Below are 23577 nucleotides of genomic sequence, written 5' to 3' on the forward strand. Positions count from 1 at the left end.
TGGCGGCACCCTTCGTCAGTAGCCGCGCGTCGGGTCGACCACGCCGGCCACCGGCAGGCCCTGCTCCATCGCGCGGATCTTCCCGGCGATCTGGCTGATCGACTCCTCGCGCAGCGTGCGCGCCGACGCGTGCGGCGTCACGGTGATCCTGGGGTGGCGCCAGAACGCGTGGTCGGCCGGCAGCGGCTCGACCTGGAACACGTCGAGCGTCGCGCCCGCGAGCTGGCCCGCATCGAGCATCGGGATCAGGTCGTCTTCCGCCAGGTGGCCGCCGCGCGCGATGCTGATCAGGTAGCCCTCGGGCTTGAGCTTGCCGAGCGTGTCGCGGTTGAGAATGCCGCGCGTCGCGTCGGTCAGCGGCAGCAGGTTCACGAGCACGCGCGTGGACGACAGGAACTCGTCGAACTGCGCTTCGCCGCTGAACACCTGCACGCCGTCGATGGCCTTCGGCGAGCGGCTCCAACCCAGCACCGGAAACTCGAACTGCGCCACGGCCCTGGCCACGCGCTCGCCGAGCACGCCCAGGCCCATGATGCCGACCGGAAAGTCGCGCCGCAGCTTCGGCTTGCGGTAGCTCCACTTGCCCTGCTTCGCGTCGGCTTCGTAGACGTCGAACTCGCGGAAGTGGCGAATCAGCGTGTGACACACGTACTCGGCCATCTGCACCGACATGCCCGCGTCGTCGAGCCGCACGATGCGCGCGTGCGCCGGCACCTTCAGCTTGAGCAACGCATCCACGCCCGCGCCGATGTTGAAGATGCCGCGCAGCGCGGGCTGCTCGTCGAGAAACTCCTGCGGCGGCGCCCACACCACGGCATGGTCGGCCTGCGGCGCGCCGGGCTTCCAGGCTTCGATGACGGCGTCGGGGAGTTCGGCCTGAAGGCCTTGGATCCAGGGGTCTGGGCGGTTGTCGGTGAGGTAGACGGTGATTCGCATGGGGACGAATCTTAGGCGGCGACGCCGCGGTGCACCGGGTCCCGCGCGAGTCGCCCTCGGCTTGTGCGGGCCGGGGCCATCTCCTATGCTCGAACGCTTACCTCAGGAGACCTGTCCATGATCAAAGTCAGCGTGATGTACCCCCACACCCCCGGCGCGCGTTTCGACCACGCGTACTACCGCGACAAGCACATGCCGATGCTGAAGGCGCGCATGGGCGACGCCTGCCTCTCGTACACCATCGACAAGGGCCTGGCCGGCGGCGCCCCGGGCTCCGACCCCACCTACGTCGGCATGTGCCACGTGTTCAGCGAATCGGTCGAGGCCTTCCAGAAGGCGTTCGGACCGCACATGAAGGAGATCATGGGCGACGTGAAGAACTACACCGACATCGCGCCGTTGATGCAGATCAGCGAAGTGGTGGTGGGCTGACGCCTCGTCAGTGCATCAGCGCGCCAGCGCCACCCACCGCTGAACCGAGGGCCGCTGCCACTGCCGCGTCGCATATGCAGCCAGCCGCTGCGGCACGGCATCCCCGTTCAGCACCAGCCGGTTCAACATCAGCGCCAGGTCGACATCGGCAATCGACCATTCACCGAACAGGTTCTGCGCATCCACCGGCAGCATCGCCTCGACCGCATCGAACAGCGACCGGGCCGACACCTGCGCCACCGCGGACAGCGGCACGCTCGACGGGCCGAAGAACACGACCTCGGTCGAACGCTCTTGCCGGATCGGCATCAGGTCGCTGCGCAGCCAGGCTTGCAGTTGCCGCGCGCGGGCCTTGGCGCGGGGCTCCGTCGGATAGAGCGGCGCCCCCGGAAACACCTCGTCGATGTACTCGGTGATGGCGGACGACTCCGACAGCGCGAAGTCGCCATGCACCAGCGTCGGCACGCGCTGCGTCAGCGACAGCTGCGAGAAACCGGCGCCCCGGTGTTCGAGTGCCGCCAGGTCGACGGGCAGCATGTCGAAGGCCAGCTGCTTTTCATGCAAGGCCACGAACACCGACATGGCGTAAGGGCTCGCGAACTGGGCGTCGACGTAAAGGCGGATCGGGTCCTGCATCAAGAATGGCTCCTCTGTGGGGAAAAGGACCCGGTCGCGGGCCTCACGCGATCTTAGAACCACCCTGGCGGCGGCGGCGCCACAGCACCCGCACCAGCCACCCCATCGGCAGCACCACCAGCAGCAGCCACGGCAACACCGCCGCCACGAAGGTGATGAGCGAGCCCACGCTCTGCGCCAGCACCGAGCCCGCGTTGCGCAGCGCATGCCCCATCGGGCTGTAGCCGCCGCCGTTGCTCACCAGCGCGCGCTTGGGCGTGAACTGGATCTGGATGTGCTGCTTGCCGGTCTGCTGCGCCAGCACCTTGCGCTGCGTGGCGCTGGCGTCAAGCTCGGCCTGGGTGTCCGACAGCGTGCGCTGGATGGCCAGCAGGTCGGCCATGGTGCGCTTGGTGACGGTGTCGCGCAGCATGACGCGCAGGCTGTCGCGGAACTCGGTGCGGTTCCTGATGCGGGCCTCGACGTCGATCACCTCGGCGGTCTTGTCCTCGCTGGTGGTGGTGTGCGAGACCACGTTCGCCACGCCGGCCAGGCCGCCGAGCAGCTTGTCGACATCGGCCGGTTCCACGCGCACTTCGAGCATGGCGTTGCCGGGCTGCTGCGGCGTCTCGCGCAGCAGCGACGACGACAGCAGCTCGCACTTCAGCGTGCCGCACAGGTCGCGCACCTTGCCCCAGGCATCGGCCAGTTGCTCGGACGGCACCTCGACGTTCAGGTCCTGCCGCACCGCTAGGAAGCGCTGCAGCGGCGTGTCCTGCCCGCCCTGGGCCTGGTCCGCGGACGCCTGCTCGGCCGACCGCATGCGCTGCTCCTTGCGGGCCATGCCGCCGGCATAGCTGGCCGCGGCCTGCATGGGCGCCGGTGCCGAAGACGGCGCCGGCGCCGGCTCGGCGAGCGTGGCGGTCTCGTCCTGGGTACGGTTGCAGCCGGCGAGCGACAGGGCGGCCGCCAGGGCCAGCAGGACGATGCCCGAGCGGTGGCGGGCAGACAGGAAACGGGGCGCGGACGCGGGGCGAAGCGTGCAAGACAGCATGCGATAGGTCATGGGATTTCCCTTGAGTGATGACTACCGCAGCTGATACGGGCGGGCGCCCGCAACGGGGTTAACTTTTTTTCAGGCGGCAGCGGCACTCATTCGCAACAGCTCCTCGCCTTCGGCCACCTGCTCGCCCGGCGCGAACATCAGCTCGTCGACCGTGCCGTCGGCCGGCGCGGCGATGGTGTGCTCCATCTTCATGGCCTCCATCACCGCCAGCGGCTGGCCGCGGCTGACCTTGTCGCCGGCCTTGACCGCGAAGGACACGACCTTGCCGGGCATCGGCGCGGTGAGCCGGCCGCCTTCGGCCTGGGTGTCGCCGGCGTGGACCAGGCGGTCGATGGCGGTGATCTTCGTCGCGCCCTTCGACGCGAAGACGTGCGCCGTGGCGCCGTCGAGGTGCACGTCCAGCGTCTGGCGCGTGCCGGCGAACTCCACCTCGAACTCGCCGGTCGGGAACTGGCCGACCACCAGCGGCCCCTGGGCGCCGCCGGCTTCGAGCCACAGGCTGCCGTCGCGCCTGTAGCTCAGCAGGGCGACCTGCTCGGCGCCGCGGAACTCGAAGTCGAAGCGGCGCAGGTACTCGCCGTGCGAACGCCAGCCGTCGCGGCGCTCGAACGGGTCGGGCGCGCCCACCGGGCGCTCGGTGACCAGCGTGCGCGTGATGGCCGCGGCCGCGGCCAGCGGCAGGCCCAGCGTCTCGCGTTCGAACAGCACGGCGCGCTCGCGCTCGATCAGCGCGGTGTCCAGGTTGGCCTTCGCGAACGACTCGGTCGCCAGGATGCCGCGCAGGAACTGCACGTTGGTCTGCACGCCCACGATCTGCACCTGTGCCAGCGCGGCGTCGAGCCGGGCCAGCGCTTCTTCGCGCGTGGTGCCGTGCACGATGAGCTTGGCGATCATCGAGTCGTAGAACGGCGAGATCTCGCCGCCCTCGCGCACGCCGTCGTCGATGCGCACGCGGCTGCGCTGGAAGGCGGTGGCCTGCGGCTTGCGGTACACGCGCAAGGTGCCGGTGGCGGGCAGGAAGTTGTTGTCGGGGTTCTCGGCGCAGATGCGCGCCTCGATGGCATGGCCGTGGATCTGCAGGTCGGCCTGCTTCGCGGGCAGCGCTTCGCCCGAGGCCACGCGCAGCTGCCACTCGACCAGGTCCTGGCCGGTGATGGCTTCGGTCACAGGGTGCTCGACCTGCAGGCGCGTGTTCATCTCCATGAAGAAGAAGTTCATCTCGCCGCCTTCGCGCTGCTCGACGATGAATTCCACCGTGCCCGCGCCCACGTAGTTCACGGCACGCGCGGCGGACACGGCGGCATCGCCCATCTGCTTGCGCATCGCCTCGGTCATGCCGGGCGCGGGCGCTTCTTCGAGCACCTTCTGGTGGCGGCGCTGCACCGAGCAGTCGCGCTCGAACAGATACACGTAGTTGCCTTGCGTGTCGCCGAACACCTGGATCTCGATGTGGCGCGGGCGTTGCACGTACTTCTCGATCAGCACGGCGTCGTCGCCGAAGCTGTTGATGGCCTCGCGCTGGCAGGAGGCCAGCGCGGCGGCGAAGTCCTCGGCCTTGTCGACCGCGCGCATGCCCTTGCCGCCGCCGCCGGCGCTGGCCTTGATGAGCACCGGGTAGCCGATGCGGTCGGCCTCGCGCTGCAGCAGCTGCGGGTCCTGGTCGTGGCCGTGGTAGCCGGGCACCAGCGGCACGCCGGCCTTCTCCATCAGCTGCTTCGACTCGGCCTTCAGGCCCATCGCCTTGATGGCAGAGGGCGGCGGGCCGATGAAGACCAGGCCGGCGTCGGCGCAGGCCTGCGCGAACTCTTCGTTCTCGCTCAGGAAGCCGTAGCCCGGGTGCACGGCCTCCGCGCCCGTGGCCTTGGCGGCTTCGAGGATCTTTTCCCAGCGCAGGTAGCTGTCCTTCGGCGCGCTGCCGCCGATGTGCACCGACTCGTCGCAGGCACGCACATGGTTGGCGTGCGCGTCGGCATCGGAGTACACGGCAACCGTGCGGATGGCCATGCGGCGCGCGGTGGCTGCAACGCGGCAAGCGATTTCGCCGCGGTTGGCGATCAGGATCTTCTTAAACATTCGGAGTGTCTCCCGGAGGATTCTTTTTCAGTTGAAACGCGGGCACCACGCCCGGATCGGGTCGGCCGCTGAAGATGCGGGCCACGCGGGCGAACAGCGCCTTGAGGAAACGCCAGCTCTTGCGGATGAGCCACACGCTCAGCACAAGCACCAGCACGAACAGCACGAGAAAGACGAAGGGGTGCGCCACCGCCAGCCACAGCCCCGCGGGCACCATGGTGTCCTCGACCAGCGACGCGCCCACGTTGGAGAACGGCTCGGGCGAGGTGTTGATGGCCGCGCGCGTGGTGGCCTTGGCCGCATGCGCCGTGGCCGCGAAGCCACCGCCCACCAGCGCCGCGACGAGCGCCATCACGCCATGGTCGGCGCCGAACACGCTGGCCGCGAGCGCCGCGCCCGCCGGAATGCGGATGGCCGTGTGCACCACGTCCCACAGCGAGTCGAGCCCGGGAATCTTGTCGGCGAAGAACTCGACGAACACCATGAAGCCGCTGGCCGCGATGACCACCGGATGCGCCAGCAGCTGCAGCCCGCTGGGCAACGGCACCCAGCCGAAGTAGCCGACGACGCCGGTCAGCAGCACGACCAGGTACAGCCGCACGCCGCTGGCCCAGCCGATGGCGGCGGCCAGCGCGAGCAGTTGGGGCATGTCGAGGCTGGTGTTCATGGCGGGGCCTCAGTCGAACTCGATGGTGCCGGCTTCCATGGAAGCCACGAGGTCCGTGAGCCATGCGTCGAACGACGCGTGTTCCACGGGGCGGTCTTCGTCGGCTTTCCAGAACGCAATCAGTTGCCCGGGCTGGCCGCCACCTTCGGCATCGATGTCGACGCACAGGTGGCTGCCGCCGCCGTTCGACAGAAAGGGCACCCAGCCGCGCCGCCAGGTGGCGGGGTCTTCGAAGTCGGTGCCGATCATCTCGTCGAGCATCTCCTTGGTGTCGGCGATGTCCTCGAGCGCGCTGAACATGCGGTTGTCCTGCAGGCTGTCGAATGCGCTGTTCGGCTGGCCGTTGCGCCAGCGGTAGAGCGCGCGAAAGGCTTCGGGCAGCTTCAGCGAGAACCTGGCCTCGAACGCGTCGAGCGCGGCGTCGTCCACGCCGGGCCGCAGCAGCGCGCGGTAGTCCGCGCGGTGCGCGGCCAGCCACGCGTCCATGCGCTGGATGGGTTCGATGAGTGCGCCGTGCGACATGCCGCTCAGCCCTTGTTCGCTTCCAGCCACGACGGCTTGCGCTTCTGCAGGAAGGCCTGCACGCCTTCGCGGCCCTCGTCGCTGGCGCGGATGTCGGCGATGCCTTCGACCGTCTTCGCGATCAGCGCGTCGTCGATCTCCTGGCCGGCCACATCGGCAATCAGCTGCTTGCAGGCGCGCACTGCGGCCGGGCTCGCGCCGGTCAGCGCCTTCACGAGTTCGTCGACCTTGGCGTCGAGCGCGCCGGCCGCGACCGTTTCATGCACGAAGCCGATGCGATGCGCCTCGGCGGCGGAGAAGCGTTCGGCCGTGACGAAGTAGCGCTGCGACGCGCGCGTGCCCATCGCGCGCAGCACGTACGGGCTGATGGTCGCGGGCACCAGGCCGATCTTCACTTCGCTCAGGCAGTACCAGGCCGTATCGACGCTCACGGCCATGTCGCAGGCCGCAACCAGCCCCATGCCGCCCGCGTACACGTCGCCCTGCACGCGCGCGATGGTGGGCTTGGGGCACTCGGCGATGGTGCGCAGCATGGCGGCCAGCTTGCCCGCGTCGGCGATGTTCTCGTCGCGCGTGTAGTCGGCCATGCGGCGCATCCAGTTGAGGTTGGCGCCGGCGCAGAAGGCCGGGCCGTTCGCGCCGAGCACCACGGCTTTCACCTGCGCGGCGGCGCCGGCTTCGGTGAAGGCCCGCGTCAACTCGGCGATGACGATGTCGTCGAAGGCGTTGCGGGCGTCGGGCTGGTCGAGCCAGATGCGGGCGATGGCGCCATCGAAGCTCAGTTGCAGTTTGGTGTAGTCGCTCATGTCTGTTGTCTTGTCGTCATTGCAGGTGCTGGGGCAGGCCCAGCTTCGCGAGGAACCGGTCCACCATGGGCACCCAGGTCGCGACGTTGGCGCGGCCTTCGAAGAAGGCGTGGCCGTCGTTGCCGTAGGGCGGCACGCCCTCGAAGCGCACATCGACGCCCTGGGCCTTGTAGGCCGCCAGCAGCCGGCCCGCCAACGCGGGGCCGAAGAAGTGGTCGTTCTCCGAATAGACCCACAGCATCGGCACCCTGGTGGTCGAGGCATAGCGGCCGAAGGCATCGACCAGCTTTGCCTCGTTGCACACGTCGTCGGGGCCACGCGAGCCGCGCCCGCCGGCAAAGTTGATGGTGCCGACCACGCCGGCCGGGTTCAGGCTGGAGAGCGCCAGCACCCCGAAGCCGCCGGCCGACTTGCCCAGCAGCACCATGTGCTGCGCGTCGGCGTACGGCAGCGTGCGCGCGTAGTCGAGCGCGGCGCCGATGTCCTTCGCGCTCTCCAGGCCGGCCTGCACGTAGTCGGGGTTGGCGCAGCTGAAGTAGTTCTCGGCCCACGGCCCGTCGGACTTGCCGTAGCCGCGGCGCATCGGGTTGATGACCACGAAGCCGTGCTTGGCGAACATCTCGGCCTGCCGCTCGTAGCGGTCCTGCATCTTGGGGAACTCGGCGGGCGAGCGCGGCGTGCCGTGGTTGATCACCAGCACCGGAAACGGCCCGTCGCCCTCGGGCCTGTATTCGATGGCGGCGAGCTTGATGCGCGACTCGCCGAAGAAGCCCTTGACCGTCATCGGGATCTCGACGTCGCGGCGCGCCACGGCCTGCGCCTGCGCCTGCCCACCGAGCGCGCAGCAGAGCAGTGCGGCAATGAACGTGAATGTGCGCAGCGTCATGACGGGGTCCCTGGCCGGCTCTTACATGCGGAAGATGCCGAACTTCGGCTCGGGGATCGGCGCGTTGCGCGCGGCCGCCAGGCCCAGCGCGAGCACGCGGCGCGTGTCGGCCGGATCGATGATGCCGTCGTCCCAGATGCGCGCGGTGGCGTAGTAGGGGTGGCCCTGGTCTTCGTACTGCTGGCGGATCGGCGCCTTGAAGGCTTCTTCCTCGTCCTTGCTCCAGCTGCCGCCCTTGAGCTCGATGCCGTCGCGCTTCACGGTGGCCAGCACGCTCGCGGCCTGCTCGCCGCCCATGACGCTGATGCGCGCGTTGGGCCACATCCACAGGAAGCGCGGGCTGTAGGCGCGCCCGCACATGCCGTAGTTGCCGGCGCCGAAGCTGCCGCCGATGATGATCGTGAACTTGGGCACGTTGGCGGTGGCCACGGCCGTCACCATCTTGGCGCCATGGCGCGCAATGCCTTCGTTCTCGTACTTGCGCCCCACCATGAAGCCGGTGATGTTCTGCAGGAACACCAGCGGGATCTTGCGCTGGCAGCACAGCTCGATGAAGTGCGCGCCCTTCTGCGCCGACTCGCTGAACAGGATGCCGTTGTTGGCGACGATGCCCACGGGCATGCCCTCGATCTCGGCGAAGCCGCAGACCAGCGTGGCGCCGAAGCGCGCCTTGAACTCGTGGAACTCGCTGCCGTCGACGATGCGCGCAATGATCTCGCGCACGTCGAAGGGCTTGCGCGTGTCGGTCGGGATCACGCCGTAGAGCTCTTCGCGCGGGAACGCTGGCTCGCGCACCGCGGCCTTGCCGCCGCCTTCTGCGGCGGTCTTCGCATTGAGGTTCGCCACCGCCGAGCGCGCGAGCGCCAGCGCGTGCAGGTCGTTCTGCGCGAGGTGGTCGACCACGCCCGACAGGCGCGTGTGCACGTCGCCGCCGCCGAGGTCCTCGGCCGTCACGACCTCGCCCGTGGCCGCCTTCACGAGCGGGGGGCCGCCCAGGAAGATGGTGCCCTGGTTCTTCACGATGATCGACTCGTCGCTCATCGCCGGCACGTAGGCGCCGCCGGCCGTGCACGAGCCCATGACCACCGCGATCTGCGGGATGCCCTGGGCGCTCATGTTGGCCTGGTTGTAGAAGATGCGGCCGAAGTGGTCGCGGTCGGGAAACACCTCGTCCTGGTTGGGCAGGTTGGCGCCGCCCGAGTCGACCAGGTAGATGCAGGGCAGGCGGTTCTGCTCGGCGATCTCCTGCGCGCGCAGGTGCTTCTTGACGGTCAGCGGGTAGTAGGTGCCGCCCTTCACCGTCGCGTCGTTGCACACGATCATGCAGTCGACGCCGTTCACGCGGCCGATGCCCGCGATGAGGCCCGCGCCCGGCGCCGACTCGGCCCCCTTGGCATCGAGGTACATCGCATGCGCGGCCAGCGGCGCGATTTCGAGGAAGGGCGTGCCCGGGTCGAGCAGCTCGGCCACGCGGTCGCGTGGCAGCAGCTTGCCGCGCGCGGTGTGCTTGGCGCGCGCGGCCTCGCCGCCGCCCTGCTCCACTTTGGCGAACTGCTTGTGCAGGTCTTCGACCAGCGCGCGCATGGCGGTGGCATTGGCCTGGAAGTCGGCCGAACGGGCGTTGAGTTTGGTTTCGAGTTGGCTCATGCTGTCTTTTCCTGGCGGAGGCCGAGTTGTTCGGTCATCGCGTCACGGATCTTGAATTTCTGGATCTTGCCGGTCACGGTCATCGGGAATTCGGTGACGAACTGGATGTACTTCGGCACCTTGTAGTGCGCGATCTGGCCCTTGCAGAAGCTGCGGATCTCCTCGTCGGTGGCGCTCTGGCCGGGCTTGACGATGATCCACGCGCACAGCTCTTCGCCGTACTTCTTGTCGGGCAGGCCGACCACCTGCACGTCCTGCACCTTGGGGTGGCGGTACAGGAACTCCTCGATCTCGCGCGGGTAGATGTTCTCGCCGCCGCGGATCACCAGGTCCTTGATGCGCCCGACGATGTTGACGTAGCCCTCGGCGTCCATCGTGGCCAGGTCGCCCGTGTGCATCCAGTGCTCGGGGTCGATGGCCTCGCGCGTGCGCGGCTCGTCGTCCCAGTAGCCGTGCATCACCGAGTAGCCGCGCGTGCACAGTTCGCCCGACTGGCCCGGCGGCATGATGGCGCCGGTCTCGGGGTCGACGATCTTCACCTCCAGGTGCGGCTGCACGGTGCCCACGGTGGACACGCGGCGGTCCAGCGGCGTGTCGGTGCTGCTCTGGCAGCTCACGGGGCTGGTCTCGGTCATGCCGTAGGCGATGGTGATCTCGCCCAGGTGCATCTCGCTGACCACGCGCTTCATCACCTCGATGGGGCACGGCGAGCCGGCCATGATGCCGGTGCGCAGGGTCGACAGGTCGAACTCCTTGAAGCGCGGATGGTCGAGCTCGGCAATGAACATGGTGGGCACGCCGTGCAGGCCGGTGCACTGCTCGGCCTGCACCGTTTCCAGCACGGTGAGCGCGTCGAAGCCGTCGTTCGGGTACACGATGGTCGAGCCGTGCGTGAGGCAGGCCAGGTTGCCCAGCACCATGCCGAAGCAGTGGTACAGCGGCACCGGAATGCACAGCCGGTCGGCCGGCGAGAGCTTCATGCACTCGCCGATGAAGAAGCCGTTGTTCAGGATGTTGCGGTGCGTGAGCGTCGCGCCTTTCGGAAAGCCCGTGGTGCCGCTGGTGAACTGGATGTTGATCGGGTCCGTGGCCTTCAGCGTCTTCTGGATCCGCGCGATGCGCGCGTCCGAGGCGTCGCCGCTCGCCAGCAACTGCGAGAAGCGCTGCATGCCGGCCTGCTCGGCGCCTTCGCCGGGCTTGTCGATCCAGAAGGTGTGCAGCAGCTGCGGCAGGCGTGCCGGGCCCAGCTCGCGCAGCATGCCGAGGTAGTCGCTGGTCTTGAACTGCGCCATCGTCACCAGCGCCTTGCAGCCGACCTTGTTGAGCGCGTACTCGAGCTCGGAGGTGCGGTAGGCGGGGTTGATGTTGACGAGGATCAGGCCGACCTTGGCGGTGGCGATCTGCATCAGCACCCACGGCACGTTGTTGTGCGACCAGATGCCCACGCGGTCGCCGGGCTGCAGGCCGAGGTTCAGCAGCGCGCTGGCGAGCTTGCCGGATTCGGTCTGCAGCGCGCGGTAGGTGTAGCGCTGGCCTTCGTGGCGGCTGACGAGCGCCTCGCGCTCGGGCTGCTTCGCGACCATGTCGTCGAAGAAGTCGCCGATGGGTTGTTCGATGAGGGGGACGTCGGTGGCGCCCTTGTTGTAGCTCTCGGTCAACGAAGCGGTCATGTTCATTTCCTTGTCTCCTTGTCTGGCTCCTTCCCCTTTCGGGGGAAGGTTGGGATGGGGGCGAGCGGCGCCGGTTCGGCGCTGTGCTTCATCGGCCGCCGCGAGCCCCCACCCCTGCCCTCCCCCGAAAGGGGAGGGAGAAAAACATCCTAGGCCGTTTCAGCGAACAGCTCGCGACCGATCAGCATGCGGCGGATTTCGCTCGTGCCCGCGCCGATCTCGTACAGCTTCGCGTCGCGCCACAGCCGCTCGACCGGAAACTCCTTCGTGTAGCCCACGCCGCCCAGCGCCTGGATCGCCTCGCCGGCCATCCACGTCGCCTTCTCGGCGGAGTACAGAATCGCGCCGGCCGCGTCCTTGCGGAAGGTGCGCGCGTGGTCGTTGCGGTCGCAGGCCTTGCCCACGGCGTACACATAGGCGCGCGTGGCCTGCCAGGTCGAGTACATGTCGGCCAGCTTGCCCTGCATCAGCTGGAACTCGCCGATGCTCTGGCCGAACTGCTTGCGGTCGTGAACGAAGGGCAGCACCGCGTCCATGCACGCGGCCATGATGCCCAGCGGGCCGCCCGACAGCACCGCGCGCTCATAGTCGAGGCCGCTCATCAGCACCTTCGCGCCCATGCCCTCGCCGCCCAGCACGTTCTCTTCGGGCACTTCGCAGTTGTCGAAGAACAGCGGGAAAGTGTTGGAGCCGCGCATGCCGAGCTTGTCGAGCTTGTTGCCGGCCGAGAAGCCCTTGTAGTTCTTCTCGACGATGAAGGCCGTCATGCCGCGCGCGCCCATCTCGGGTTCGGTCTTGGCGTAGATGACCAGCGTGTCGGCGTCGCCGCCGTTGGTGATCCACATCTTGCCGCCGTTGAGCACGTAGTAGCCGTTCTTCTTCTCGGCCTTGAGCTTCATGCTCACCACGTCGGAGCCGGCGTTGGGCTCGCTCATGGCCAGCGCGCCCACGTGCTCGCCGCTCACCAGCTTGGGCAGGTACTTCTTCTTCTGCGCGTCGCTGCCGTTGCGGTGGATCTGGTTCACGCACAGGTTGGAGTGCGCGCCGTAGGACAGGCCCACCGAGGCCGAGGCACGCGAGACTTCTTCCATCGCCACGATGTGGGCCAGGTAGCCCAGCTCGGTGCCGCCGAACTCTTCCTTCACCGTCATGCCGTGCAGGCCCAGCTCGCCGAGCTTTTGCCACAGGTCGTGCGGGAACAGGTTGTCGCGGTCGATGTCGGCGGCGCGCGGTGCGATTTCGTTCGCGGCGAAGTCCTGGATGGCGCTGCGCAGCGAATCGATGGTCTCGCCCAGGTCGAAGTTCAGGCCGGGATCGTGCATGGGGTTTGTCTCCTCTGAAGGGGTCGGCGCGCAGTGCTACCCGCGCTGGATGGCGCTTGAAAGATCGCAGCTTACGCCTCGTCGCGCCGCAATTGGCGCCACAATGGTTGCAAATTGCGCCACGCCCCGCCCAATACAGCCATGTCTTCACCCTCGTTCCTGCGACCCGCCCGCGCCGTCACGCCGATGGCCTTCGTGAGAGCCATCGTGCAGGGCTACGAGCGCTACGGCATGGACCCGGCCCAGGCCCTGAAGGCGGCACAGATCACGCCGCGCGAACTGGTCCGGCCGGGCGCACGCGTGACGGCCTCGCAGTTCGAGGCGCTGTCGGACCATGCCATGCAGGAACTCGACGACGAGGCGCTCGGCTGGTTCTCGCGGCGCTTGCCCTGGGGCAGCTACGGCATGCTGTGCCGCGCCTCGCTCGGCTCGCCCGACCTGGGCGTGGCCATCAAGCGCTGGTGCCGCCACCACCGGCTGCTGACCGAGGACATCGGCCTGTCGCTGGACGTGGCGGGCGGCATGGCCACGCTGCGCATCACCGAGAACCGACCGCTCGGCGACGCGTTTCGCGAGTTCTGCCTGGTGACCAGCCTGCGCTTCATGCACGGCTACATGTGCTGGGCGATCGACTCGCGCATCTCGCTGCGCGAAGCCACCTTTCCGTTCGCCGCGCCGCCGCACGCCGACGCCTACGCGCCCATGTTCACGCCCGAGGTGCGCTTCGGCGAAGCGCAGGCCAGCATCGGCTTCGACGAGCGCTACCTGGCGCTGCCGCTGCAGCGCGACGAGCGCGCGCTGCGCACCATGCTCAAGCGCGCGCTGCCGCTGACCATCCTGCAGTACCGGCGCGACCGGCTGCTGGGCCAGCGCGTGCGCGAGCTGCTGCGCTCGCGCGCCAGCGAGGCCACCACCGCCGAGGCGCTGGCCGCGCTGCTCAACGTGTCCAGCCGCACGCTGCACCGACAGCTGCACGAGGAAGGCACCTCGCTGCAGGTGCTGAAGAACGAGGTGCGCCACGAGATGGCCGTCGACCAGCTGCGCCGCACCACGCGGCCCATCAAGCAGGTGGCGCTGGCGGTGGGCTTTCGCAACGAGAAGAGCTTTTCACGCGCCTTCCTGCAGTGGACCGGGCACGCGCCGCGCGACTTCCGCCAGCAGGGGCTGTGAGGCGGCCGCAGCAGAGCGATCCGCGCGCTCTGCCTCCTCGGCCTCCACGGCCTGCGCCACCAGCCGGCGGAACTGGATCAGCGCCGAATCCATTGCCAGCGGCAGCATCGGCGCCGCGGGGTCGCGCTCGATGTTGCGCGCCTGCGCGGTGATCATGTCGCGGTCTTCGTTGAAGGCGACGATCAGGCTGTCGTGGATGGTGCGCGTGAGCTTCTCGCCCCCGAGCGAAGGCCGGTGCGACTGCTGGAAGAAATAGTGCGTGGTGGTTTCGGTCTCGGGCGTGAGCGTCTGGCAGCTGTGCAGCTCCACCGCGCGCCGCATGTCGCCCTCGGCATCGCCCACCGGCCGGCCGCCCGAATGCATCAGCAGCGTGCCGGGCAGCACGAAGTCGTAGACGAACCAACGGTCGAAGCGCGGGTTGTCGCCGAAGTCGCGCGCGCCGGCCCAGTGGGCGGGCGGCGGCACGTCGGGCACCTTGCGCGTGACGCGCAGGCCGCGCTCGATCTTCTCGATGGCCGGCCGCGCCTGCGCGATGGCGGTCGAGCCGCCCAGCGTCTTCTCGTGCACGTAGCTCAGGTGCGAGAAGTCGAGCAGGTTGTCGCAGATCAGCAGGTACGGCGTGTCGTAGTGCAGGTAGCCCGGGATGTTCAGCCACTGCGGGTCGTCGCAGGAATGGTTGTCGGGCAGCAGCGCGGTGTCGGCCCGCGCCGCATCGCCCATCCACACGAACACCCAGCGGTTGCGCACCGCCACCGGGTAGCTGCGCACGCGGGCCTTGGGCGGCACCGTCTCCATGCCCGGCGCCTCGACGCAGATGCCCCGCGCGTCGAACTTGAGGCCGTGGTAGCCGCAGCGCACGCAGTCGCCTTCGCGCCGGCCCTTCGACAGCGGCGCGAGCCGGTGGCAGCAGCGGTCTTCGAGCGCCACGATGTCGCCGCCGGACTGCCGCATCAGCAGCAGCGGCTCACCGATCACGGTGCGGTTGAACAGGCCTTCGGCGGGAATCTCGTGGTCCCAGGCGACCACATACCAGCAGTTGCGGATGAACATTGCGCGCTTGTCTCCATCGGGTGGTTGTTTTTCGCGATGGTGGCGCGCGCGGGCGGCGGGCCCGTCCCCTTCGCGGGGGACACGCTCGGCTATTCGCCTGAGCCGGTGCCTGAGCCAGCGCCGGTTCCGATGTCGGTACCGATGTCGGTTCAGGCCGCGCGCCGCGCCAGCGCCGCGCGGTCGTGGATGCCGAGCCGGGCGTAGGCGCGCTTGCGCAGCGTGAGCACGCTGGACGGTGCGATGTCGAGGTCCGCCGCGATGCCGTCGGCGGTCATGCCGCAGGCGATGCGCGCGGCCACGTCGAGCTCGCGCGCGCTCAGGTGCACCTCGCCCGCGGCCAGCCGTGCGCGGGCGAGCGCGATGCGCGTGGGCATGTCCGCATGGGCCGTCGCGCCGCCCACCAGGTTGCGGTGCACCTGGCGCAGCAGCGGCGACACCGCCAGCACGCGTTCGATTTCCTGCGGCGCGAAGCTGCCCATCGATTCGCTGCGGTACAGGTTGATGGAAAACGCCGTGCGCGGCGCCGGCATGTACAGCAGCGCGAGCCGTTCCGTGAGGTGCTCGCGCTCGTAGATGCGGTGGCGCCAGGCCGCGTCGGGCACGTCGCGCGAACGCAGGTGCAGCGCGGTGACCGTGTCGCACTCGCGCGCCTGCGAGCGCATGTGGCGCGTGATGCGGGTGGCGTCGTCGAACAGGTAGAAGTGCCGGCGGTACTGCGTGAAGCAGTCGCGCGTGACGTTGCGCGTGCCGGCGTGAAAGGCATGGCCTTCGAGCTGCGCCGGCAGCTCCTCGCCGTGCGAGACCAGCGAGATGAACTCCACCGGCAGCAGCGCGTTGAGGAAGTGCAGCATCGCGCGCGCCGGGGCCGCGTCGCGCGGTGCGTCGAGCAGCAGCGACACCGCGCGCAGGTCGAGCGTCTGCGCGCTCGTGGCGAGCGCGGGCACGGACCAGGTGGCTTGCGGCGGATGCGGCTGCATCCTGAAATTGTGGCCCGCGCGGGGCCGGCGCGAAAGCCGTGCGGGGCGCGTGCGACTCGGGACTAACCCGGGTCGGGCCTGGGGCCGGGCAGCATCAACTGCGCCAGTTGCGTCAGGTGGGGGCCGGTGCGTCGATCAGCGCGAGCGCGTCGGCGATCGACTGGCTGTCTTCCGGGCGCACCAGCTTCGCGAGTTCCTTGCCGTCGCGCATGAACACCAGCGTGGGCCACAGCCGCACGTTGAACGAGCGGCCCAGCGGCCGGCCGCTGCCGTCCTCCACCTTGATGCGGCGCACGGTCGGGTACTTGGCGAAGGCCTCGGCGATGTTCGGCTGCGCGGCCTTGCAGATGCCGCACCAGTTGGTGCCGAACTCGACCACGGCGGGGCCGGTGAGCGTGTCGATCTCGGTGCGATCGGGTTGCTCGGTTTTGTATTCGGAGGTCATGGGCGTGTCGTTCCTGTCTGCCGTTCGTTGATGGCCCTCATTCCATCAGAAACTCAGGCCGTCTGCAGCCCGTAGCCCGAAAGCAGCGCGGGCAATTCGGCCATGTCGCTGAACACGCGCGTCACGCCCACGCTCAGCAGCGGCCCCGGGCCGCTGTGGCCCGACTCGCCCGTGCTGTAGCCGAACACCGTGGCACCCGCGGCCACGCCGGCCATCGCGCCGGTGACGGTGTCTTCGACGATGGCGCAGCGCTTCGGGTCGACCCCCAGCGCCTCGGCCGCGGCGAGGTACACGTCGGGGTGCGGCTTGGAGCGGGGCATTTCATGGCCGCTGAAGATGCGGCCCTGGAAGCAGTCGAGCAGGCCGACCTTGGCCAGCTGCAGTTCGACCTTGTGGCGGTCGGCGCCCGATGCGCAGGCGATGCGGCCCTTGAGCTTGGCGTGGATCTCGCGGATGGCGGCGGGGGCGTGAGGGATGGCGACGAGGTCGCGCTCGAGGGCTTCGTTGCGGCGGGCTCTGAACGCCTTCAGCCAGTCGTCGGTGATCTTGACGCCGGTCCTGGATTCGATGAGGCCGGCTTCGTCCTTCACGGCCTTGCCGGTGAAGGTGTTCATCGATTCTTCGGTTGTCAGGTGCCAGCCCAGTTCGCCGAGCATTTCTGCGAGGACTCGGTTGGTGATGGGTTCTGAATCGACCAGGACGCCGTCGCAGTCGAACAAGACTGCGGAGAAGGGGAATTGATTCATTGCTGCATTGGCCTTGGGGGGATTGCTGTCGATGGTAGCAATCGCTTTGAAATTTGTTTTCCGGGGCCGGGATTCCGCCCGGCCCCGGAAAAAAACGTCAGGACACCGCTCGAATAGGGATATACATCTCCCCGCCCCCCGCCATGAACTCCTTGGATTTCTCCTCCATCCCCTCAGCCATCACGGCAGCCTCGGCCATGCCCTTCTTGGCAGCGTATTCACGCACTTCCTGAGTGATCTTCATAGAGCAGAACTTGGGCCCGCACATCGAGCAGAAGTGCGCCACCTTGCTGGAGTCCTTGGGCAAGGTCTCGTCATGGAATTCGCGTGCGGTATCGGGATCAAGCCCGAGGTTGAACTGGTCCTGCCAGCGAAACTCGAAGCGCGCCTTGCTCAGCGCGTCGTCGCGCGAACGTGCCCCCGGATGCCCCTTGGCCACATCCGCCGCATGCGCAGCGATCTTGTAGGCAATGATCCCCTGCTTCACGTCGTCGCGATCCGGCAAGCCCAGGTGCTCCTTCGGCGTCACGTAGCAGAGCATCGCAGTCCCCGCCCACCCGATCATCGCCGCCCCGATGGCACTCGCGATGTGGTCATACCCCGGCGCGATGTCGATCGTCAGCGGCCCCAGCGTGTAGAACGGCGCCTCGTGGCAGTGCTTGATCTGCTCGTCCATGTTCGCCTGGATCATGTGCAGCGGCACGTGGCCCGGCCCTTCGATCATCGTCTGCACATCGTGCTTCCACGCGATCTGCGTGAGCTCGCCCAGCGTGCGCAGCTCGGCGAACTGCGCCTCGTCGTTGGCATCCGCACCCGACCCCGGACGCAGCCCGTCGCCCAGCGAGAAGCTCACGTCGTACGCCTTCATGATGTCGCAGATGTCCTCGAAGTGCGTGTACAGGAAGCTCTCCTTGTGGTGCGCGATGCACCACTTGGCCATGATCGAGCCGCCGCGCGAGACGATGCCCGTCATGCGGTCCGCCGTGAGGTGGATGAACGGCAGGCGCACGCCGGCGTGGATGGTGAAGTAGTCGATGCCCTGCTCTGCCTGCTCGATCAGCGTGTCGCGGTAGATCTCCCAGGTCAGGTCCTCGGCCACGCCGCCCACCTTCTCCAGCGCCTGGTAGATCGGCACGGTGCCGATGGGCACCGGCGAGTTGCGCACGATCCAGTCGCGCGTGGTGTGGATGTTCTTGCCGGTGGACAGGTCCATGACGTTGTCGGCGCCCCAGCGGATGGCCCACACCAGCTTCTCGACTTCTTCCTCGATGCTCGAGGTGACGGCCGAGTTGCCGATGTTGGCGTTGATCTTCACCTTGAAGTTGCGCCCGATGGCCATCGGCTCCACCTCGGGGTGGTTGATGTTGGCCGGAATGATGGCGCGGCCGCGGGCCACCTCGTCGCGCACGAACTCGGGCGTGATGATGCGCGGAATGGTGGCGCCCATCGGGTTGCCCATGACGCGCTTCGCACGCTCCTCGTTGGCCAGGTACTCGGCCATCCACTCGCGCTTGCCGTTCTCGCGCAGGGCCACGTACTCCATCTCGGGCGTGACGATGCCGCGGCGCGCGTAGTGCATCTGGGTGACATTGGCGCCCGACCTGGCGCGGCGCGGCGTGCGCTGCAGCGCCGAAGCGCCGGCACGCAGTTCGGCCAGGCGCTGGGCATCGTGGTCGTGGGCGTGCTTGAGACCTTCGTCGAGCGCCTGGTGCGAGCGGCCCTCGTAGCTTTCGGTGTCGTTGCGCTCGGCGATCCACGCGCCGCGCACATCGGGCAGGCCGCGGCGCACGTCGATCTCGACCTTGGCATCGGTGTAGGGGCCCGAGGTGTCGTAGAGCGACACGGTCTCGCCGTTGGTCAGCAGCACATCGCGCACCGGCACGTTGAGGTCGGGCCGGCTGCCCGGAATCAGGCACTTGTGCGACGCGGGAAAGGGCTCGCGCGTCAGCGAAAGCAGCGTGGTGAACTTGTCGGGGGCATTCATCGGGGCACTCCTTGTGGGGACAGGGTGCTCCGCAATCGCTCGATGGACTTCGGGATGCCCGCCATGAAAAGGAATGACGGACCGGAGTCAGGGAGTGCAGCTCTTCTTACGCCGGTATGACCCGGATCAAGTTCGCGGGTCGGCAACTTTGCCATCTCAGCACGCCACATGCGTGCACCCCGGAGCGGGGCCGATTGTGCGAGCCCCGGGCCCGCGCGTCAAGCTACGGGCAGTTGCAGATCCCCGTCGAGGTAGTACCAACGATTGCCCTCGCGCACGAAACGGCTGCGCTCGTGCAGCCGGGTGGCGGCGCCGGCGGGGCCACGCTGGCGCGCCACGAACTCGACCTCGGCATGGTCCGCGTCGAGCACCGAGCGCGAGCGCACGTCGAGCCCCAGCCACTTGACGCCGGGCTCGAACTCGATCGAGGCCGGCCGGTGCGCGGCATGCCAAGTGGCAAGCAGGTAGTCGCCGCGCTCCAGCACGAAGGCCGAATAGCGCGAGCGCATCAGGGATTCGGCGTCGGGCGCGGGGGTGTTCTCGAAATCGTCGAGGTAGCGGCCACAGCACAGGGTGTAGCCGATGGGCTTGTCGCGGCGGTCGGTGCGGCCGCAGGGGCAAGGTCCGTTGGTGGGATCGTTGGCGCTCATGAAGACCGCTATTGGAACACCTTGCGCCCGAAGCGCCGACAGGGCAAGCCCGAAGCCGCCCAGGCCCTGTCCACCCTAGGGCAGGCTGCCCGCGATGGCGGCGCGCAGCGCCCGCGCGTCGGCCGGCTTGTAGATCAGCGCATAGCCGGCGCGCTCCACCTCGGCCCGGTTGGCATGCGCCGTCTCGCCCGTGAGGATGACCACGTGGCGCGCCTTGCCCACCGCCTGCAGGGCCTGCGCCGCGGCCAGGCCCGAGAGCCCGCTGCCCAGGCGCAGGTCGCTCAGCATCAGGTCGAACACGCCGCCCTGCTGCAGCGCCTCGCGCGGGTTGGCCGCCAGCACCACCTCGTGGCCCCAGGCGGACAGCAGCGAACGCATGGCCTCGCGCACGGGCTGCTCGTCGTCGAGCACCAGGATCCGAATCGCGGTGGCGGCCTCCTGCTCGGGCGCGGTCGAAGCGAAAAGATCGTCGTCGCCCGTCGGAACGGCTGCTGCAGCCCGTTGCTCGAGCACCAGCGAGAACGTGCTGCCACGCCCCGGCGCGGTGCGCACCCGGATGCGCGAGCCCATCACCTGCGCCATGCTCGCCACCAGCGACAGGCCCAGGCCGAGCCCGCGGCTGCGGTCGCGACCGGGGTTGTCGACCTGGAAGAACTCCTCGAACACCTGCGACTGGTGCTGCGCGTCGATGCCTACGCCCGAATCGCGCACCTCGATGCGCCAGCCGCCCGGCGCCACGTGCCGCGCGCAGACCAGCACCGTGCCCGAGGGCGTGTACTTGATGGCGTTGTCCACCAGGTTGCCGAGCAGCCGCGCGAGCATGCGCGCATCGGCCAGCACCGCGGCCTGCGTGGGCCGCACGCGCAGGCGCAAGCCCTTGGCCGCGGCCAGCGCCGCGAAGCGCCCGTGCAGCGCGTCGAACAGCGGCTGCAGGCGCAGCGGCTCGGGCCGCACCGGGGCCACGCCGCCGTCGAGCTGGGCGATGTCGAGCAGCGCGTCGATGGAGCCGCGCAGGGCGTCGACGCTGTCGCGCATGAAGCGCAGGTTCTGCGCCGTGGGCGGGCTGCGCGTGTCGAGCGCGTCCACGAAGATGGCCAGCGCGTGCATCGGCTGGCGCAGGTCGTGGTTGGCGGCCGCGAAGATGCGGGCGCGCTGCGCGGCGAGCTGCGCCACGTGGTCGAGCTGGCGCGCGAGCGCCTCGGCCAGGCGCGCGTTCTCGAAGCCGTTCTCGATGGAGCCGACGATCAGCCGGTTCTGCTTGCGCGCGTAGTGCAGCGCCGCCAGCAGCTGCGACACCGCGAGGCAGCCCATGATGACCGGCACGCTGCCCGGCTCCAGCACCAGCCGCAGCGCCAGGCTCAGGAACACCGGCACGCCGAAGCACAGCGCGGCCAGCCACCACTGCGCGAGCGCGGCAATGATCACGCTGGTGGTGCCGCTCACGAAGAAGTACATGAGCAGGATGTAGGCAAGGTCGCCGCTCGGAAAGAACAGCCACGGCGCCAGCGACCACACCAGCCCCGGGAACAGCATGCGCAGCTCCAGCTGGCGGCGCGTGCGCGCGGCCGAGGCGGCGTCGATGGCCTCCGGGTCCAGCTTGTGCAGGTGGCGGTGCATGTTCCATTGCATGGCGTGCACCAGCACGGCCCACACCAGCGTGCCGCGGTTGCCGGTGAGCACCAGGAACAGCACCCAGAACACCGCGGCCGTGACGGCGGCCGACAGCGGCGTGTCGCGCGTGTCGATCACATAGGCGCGCGCCAGGCTCTGGTCGACCAGCGGATTGGCGTTGGGCGCCTCGACCCAATGGCCGCGAAGCTGCTGCAGCAGCGGCCTGGATGCGGATTCGGTGCCGGAAGAGGGTGTCGATGGCATGGTCGGTGTGCGGCCGATTCTGCGCGATGCATGTGACCGCCTTGCAGCCCGGTCGCTCGTCGCTCTATCGCCTACTGGAACATCACCCACTCGGGCCGCATGTTGAAGCGCACCGGCAGGATGCTCACGCCCAGCCCGCTGGTCACGTACATGCGCTTGTCCTTGTGCGCGATCCAGCCGTAAGCCCAGTCGCGCGGTGCCGCGCCGGGCACGATCAGCGCGCCGTAGCCGGGAATGCGCACCTGGCCGCCGTGCGTGTGCGAGGCCACCACCAGGCCCTGCGTTTTCGGCATGGTCGCGAAGCTGAAGGGGTCGTGCATCATGACCAGCGTGGCGGCGCCTTTTGGCACGCCGGCCAGCGCCTTGTCGGGCTCCGAATGGCCGGTCGAGTGATCGCCGATGCCGACCACCCAGAGGTCGTGACCAGGCAACTGCACCGAGGCGTTCTCCAGAACGCGGATGCCCTGCGCGGTGAGCGCCTTGGCGGTGCGCTGGCCGTCGTGCCACCAGTCGTGGTTGCCGAGCACCGCGTACACGCCCTGCGGCGCCTTCAGGCGGCCGAGCACGGCGGCCATGTCCTCGATGGGCAGCGCCTCGTCGTCGCCCGAGCCGGCCAGGAAGTCGCCGGGCAGCAGCACCACGTCGGGCCGGGCGGCGTTGATGTCGTCGACGATGCGCGCGGCACGCTCGACGCTGGTGATGCGCCACGCCGAGCGTTCGGTGAGATGCCAGTCGCCCGCCACCGCCACCTTCAGGCCGGCGGGCGCCTGCCATTGCGGCGAGCTCAAGGGCTCGACGCGCGCCGCCACCCAGCGCGGCTCGATGACGACGCCCCAAGCCAGCAGCGCCACCAGCACGACTGCGGCGGCGATCCAGCTCCAGCGACGCCCGCCGCGCGCGTTCACGCCAGCGCGCGTTGAATCAGCAGCTTCTGGATGTCCGAGGTGCCTTCGTAGATCTGGCACACGCGCACGTCGCGGTAGATGCGCTCCAGCGGAAAGTCGTTCACGTAGCCGTAGCCGCCCAGCGTCTGGATGGCCGCGCTGCACACGCGCTCGGCCATCTCGCTGGCAAAGAGCTTGGCCATGGCGGCTTCCTTCAGGCACGGCCGGCCGGCGTCGCGCAGGCTCGCGGCATGCCAGATCAGCTGGCGCGCGGCTTCGAGCTGCGTCGCGCATTCGGCCAGGCGGAAGCCCACGGCCTGCTGGTCGAAGATGGTGCCGCCGAAGGCCTGGCGTTCCTTGGCGTAGGCCAGTGCCACGTCGAAGGCGCTGCGCGCCATGCCCACGCTCTGCGCCGCGATGCCGATGCGCCCGCCTTCCAGCGCGCCGAGCGCAATCTTGTAGCCCTCGCCTTCCGCGCCGATCAGGTTCTCGCGCGGGATGCGGCAGCCGTCGAAGTTGATCTGCGCAGTGTCGCTGCTGTGCTGGCCCAGCTTGTCTTCCAGCCGCGCCACGTTGTAGCCGGGCGCGTCGGTGGGCACGATGAACGCGCTCATGCCGCGCTTGCCCGCGGCCTTGTCGGTCACCGCGATGACGATGGCCACCTGGCCGTTCTTGCCGCTGGTGATGAACTGCTTCACGCCGTCGATCACGTAGCCGTCGCCGTCCTTGCGCGCGGTGGTGCGCAGGCTCGATGCATCGCTGCCGGCCTGCGGCTCGGTCAGGCAGAAGGCGCCGAGCATCTGCCCTTGCGCCAGCGGCTCGAGCCATTGCTTCTTCTGCTGCGCGTTGCCGTAGCGCATGAGGATGGCGTTGACGGGGCAGTTGGTCACGCTGATGGCGGTGCTGGTGCCGCCGTCGCCGGCCGCGATTTCTTCCAGCACCAGCGCCAGCGTGAGGTAGTCGAGGCCGGCGCCGCCATGCTCCTCCGGCACGCAGATGCCGTAGGCGCCCAGCGCCGCCAGGCCCTGGTGCACGTCCTTCGGAAAGCTGTGCTCGCGGTCCCACGTGGGGGCGTGGGGCCAGAGTTCGGCTTGTGCGAAGTCGCGCACCGCGTCGCGGATGGCTTCCTGGTCGGTGCTGAGCAGCATGGCGTT

22 protein-coding genes and 1 riboswitch are annotated in these 23577 nt (G+C 68.9%); of the genes, 2 read left to right on the top strand and 20 right to left on the bottom strand.

Annotation, left to right across the window (positions count from 1 at the left end):
* Positions 1-15: 15 nt before the first annotated feature.
* The gene (locus BM013_RS25980) at positions 16-936 is read right to left on the bottom strand and encodes a 2-hydroxyacid dehydrogenase (RefSeq protein ID WP_093130537.1); all 921 of its coding nucleotides are present in this window, start codon (positions 934-936) and stop codon (positions 16-18) included.
* Between the two features lie 117 nt (positions 937-1053).
* On the opposite strand from BM013_RS25980, the gene BM013_RS25985 reads away from it, so the two are divergent.
* Entirely contained in the window at positions 1054-1368 is a 315-nt protein-coding gene (locus BM013_RS25985) for an EthD family reductase (RefSeq protein WP_093130538.1), read from the top strand.
* Positions 1369-1383: 15 nt separating this feature from the next.
* On the opposite strand, the gene yfcF is transcribed toward BM013_RS25985, so the two are convergent.
* The 10 genes from yfcF to BM013_RS26035 form a co-directional block, all read right to left on the bottom strand.
* Positions 1384-2004, bottom strand: coding sequence for a glutathione transferase (yfcF, locus tag BM013_RS25990; RefSeq protein WP_093130539.1), 621 nt, complete (start codon positions 2002-2004; stop codon positions 1384-1386).
* A 43-nt stretch (positions 2005-2047) separates the two neighbouring features.
* Positions 2048-3049: a DUF4349 domain-containing protein gene (locus BM013_RS25995; protein ID WP_256221692.1), complete on the bottom strand. Its 1002-nt coding sequence runs from the start codon at positions 3047-3049 to the stop codon at positions 2048-2050.
* 69 nt (positions 3050-3118) lie between these two features.
* Complete coding sequence (locus BM013_RS26000) at positions 3119-5122, bottom strand: acetyl-CoA carboxylase biotin carboxylase subunit (RefSeq protein ID WP_093130541.1); 2004 nt, start codon at positions 5120-5122, stop codon at positions 3119-3121.
* On the bottom strand, positions 5115-5789 hold the full coding sequence (locus BM013_RS26005; RefSeq protein WP_093130542.1) for a DUF4126 domain-containing protein: 675 nt from the start codon (positions 5787-5789) through the stop codon (positions 5115-5117). Before BM013_RS26005 ends, BM013_RS26000 begins: the two co-directional genes overlap by 8 nt.
* Positions 5790-5798: 9 nt before the next feature.
* Complete coding sequence (locus BM013_RS26010; protein WP_093130543.1) at positions 5799-6311, bottom strand: SMI1/KNR4 family protein; 513 nt, start codon at positions 6309-6311, stop codon at positions 5799-5801.
* 5 nt (positions 6312-6316) lie between these two features.
* Positions 6317-7117 carry an enoyl-CoA hydratase/isomerase family protein gene (locus tag BM013_RS26015; RefSeq protein WP_093130544.1) on the bottom strand — a complete coding sequence of 267 codons (801 nt, stop codon included), beginning with the start codon at positions 7115-7117 and terminating at the stop codon, positions 6317-6319.
* Positions 7118-7133: 16 nt separating this feature from the next.
* Complete coding sequence (locus BM013_RS26020) at positions 7134-8003, bottom strand: alpha/beta hydrolase family protein (protein ID WP_093130545.1); 870 nt, start codon at positions 8001-8003, stop codon at positions 7134-7136.
* Between the two features lie 21 nt (positions 8004-8024).
* Positions 8025-9650 carry a carboxyl transferase domain-containing protein gene (locus BM013_RS26025; RefSeq protein WP_093130546.1) on the bottom strand — a complete coding sequence of 542 codons (1626 nt, stop codon included), beginning with the start codon at positions 9648-9650 and terminating at the stop codon, positions 8025-8027.
* On the bottom strand, positions 9647-11326 hold the full coding sequence (locus BM013_RS26030) for an AMP-binding protein (protein WP_093130547.1): 1680 nt from the start codon (positions 11324-11326) through the stop codon (positions 9647-9649). Before BM013_RS26030 ends, BM013_RS26025 begins: the two co-directional genes overlap by 4 nt.
* Positions 11327-11469: 143 nt before the next feature.
* Positions 11470-12642, bottom strand: coding sequence for an isovaleryl-CoA dehydrogenase (locus BM013_RS26035; RefSeq protein ID WP_093130548.1), 1173 nt, complete (start codon positions 12640-12642; stop codon positions 11470-11472).
* Positions 12643-12783: 141 nt separating this feature from the next.
* On the opposite strand from BM013_RS26035, the gene BM013_RS26040 reads away from it, so the two are divergent.
* On the top strand, positions 12784-13812 hold the full coding sequence (locus tag BM013_RS26040) for an AraC family transcriptional regulator (RefSeq protein ID WP_093130549.1): 1029 nt from the start codon (positions 12784-12786) through the stop codon (positions 13810-13812).
* Here BM013_RS26040 and BM013_RS26045 read toward each other — a convergent pair.
* The 9 genes from BM013_RS26045 to BM013_RS26085 all read right to left on the bottom strand — a co-directional run bounded on the left by BM013_RS26045 (position 13750) and on the right by BM013_RS26085 (position 23571).
* The gene (locus BM013_RS26045; protein WP_093130550.1) at positions 13750-14862 is read right to left on the bottom strand and encodes an aromatic ring-hydroxylating oxygenase subunit alpha; all 1113 of its coding nucleotides are present in this window, start codon (positions 14860-14862) and stop codon (positions 13750-13752) included. The genes BM013_RS26040 and BM013_RS26045 overlap by 63 nt on opposite strands.
* A 149-nt stretch (positions 14863-15011) precedes the next feature.
* A complete protein-coding gene (locus tag BM013_RS26050) occupies positions 15012-15839 on the bottom strand; it encodes a helix-turn-helix transcriptional regulator (protein WP_093130551.1) in 828 nt (275 codons plus the stop codon).
* Between the two features lie 112 nt (positions 15840-15951).
* The gene (locus BM013_RS26055) at positions 15952-16284 is read right to left on the bottom strand and encodes a thioredoxin family protein (protein ID WP_093130552.1); all 333 of its coding nucleotides are present in this window, start codon (positions 16282-16284) and stop codon (positions 15952-15954) included.
* A gap of 53 nt (positions 16285-16337) precedes the next feature.
* Positions 16338-17030: an HAD family hydrolase gene (locus BM013_RS26060; RefSeq protein ID WP_093130553.1), complete on the bottom strand. Its 693-nt coding sequence runs from the start codon at positions 17028-17030 to the stop codon at positions 16338-16340.
* A gap of 97 nt (positions 17031-17127) precedes the next feature.
* Positions 17128-19014, bottom strand: a complete 1887-nt coding sequence (thiC, locus tag BM013_RS26065; RefSeq protein WP_093130554.1) for a phosphomethylpyrimidine synthase ThiC — start codon at positions 19012-19014, stop codon at positions 17128-17130.
* 86 nt (positions 19015-19100) lie between these two features.
* Positions 19101-19206: riboswitch (TPP riboswitch) on the bottom strand.
* 26 nt (positions 19207-19232) lie between these two features.
* Positions 19233-19664, bottom strand: a complete 432-nt coding sequence (locus BM013_RS26070; protein ID WP_093130555.1) for a YchJ family protein — start codon at positions 19662-19664, stop codon at positions 19233-19235.
* Positions 19665-19739: 75 nt separating this feature from the next.
* Entirely contained in the window at positions 19740-21539 is a 1800-nt protein-coding gene (locus tag BM013_RS26075) for a hybrid sensor histidine kinase/response regulator (protein WP_093130556.1), read from the bottom strand.
* Positions 21540-21610: 71 nt separating this feature from the next.
* Positions 21611-22444, bottom strand: a complete 834-nt coding sequence (locus BM013_RS26080; protein ID WP_093130557.1) for a metallophosphoesterase — start codon at positions 22442-22444, stop codon at positions 21611-21613.
* Positions 22441-23571, bottom strand: coding sequence for an acyl-CoA dehydrogenase family protein (locus BM013_RS26085; protein ID WP_093130558.1), 1131 nt, complete (start codon positions 23569-23571; stop codon positions 22441-22443). The genes BM013_RS26080 and BM013_RS26085 overlap by 4 nt, the downstream gene beginning before the upstream one ends.
* Positions 23572-23577: the final 6 nt, after the last annotated feature.

Origin of the sequence: Variovorax sp. OK605 (genome assembly GCF_900115445.1) — a bacterium.
In the GTDB taxonomy this organism is placed as follows: Bacteria; Pseudomonadota; Gammaproteobacteria; order Burkholderiales; family Burkholderiaceae_C; genus Variovorax.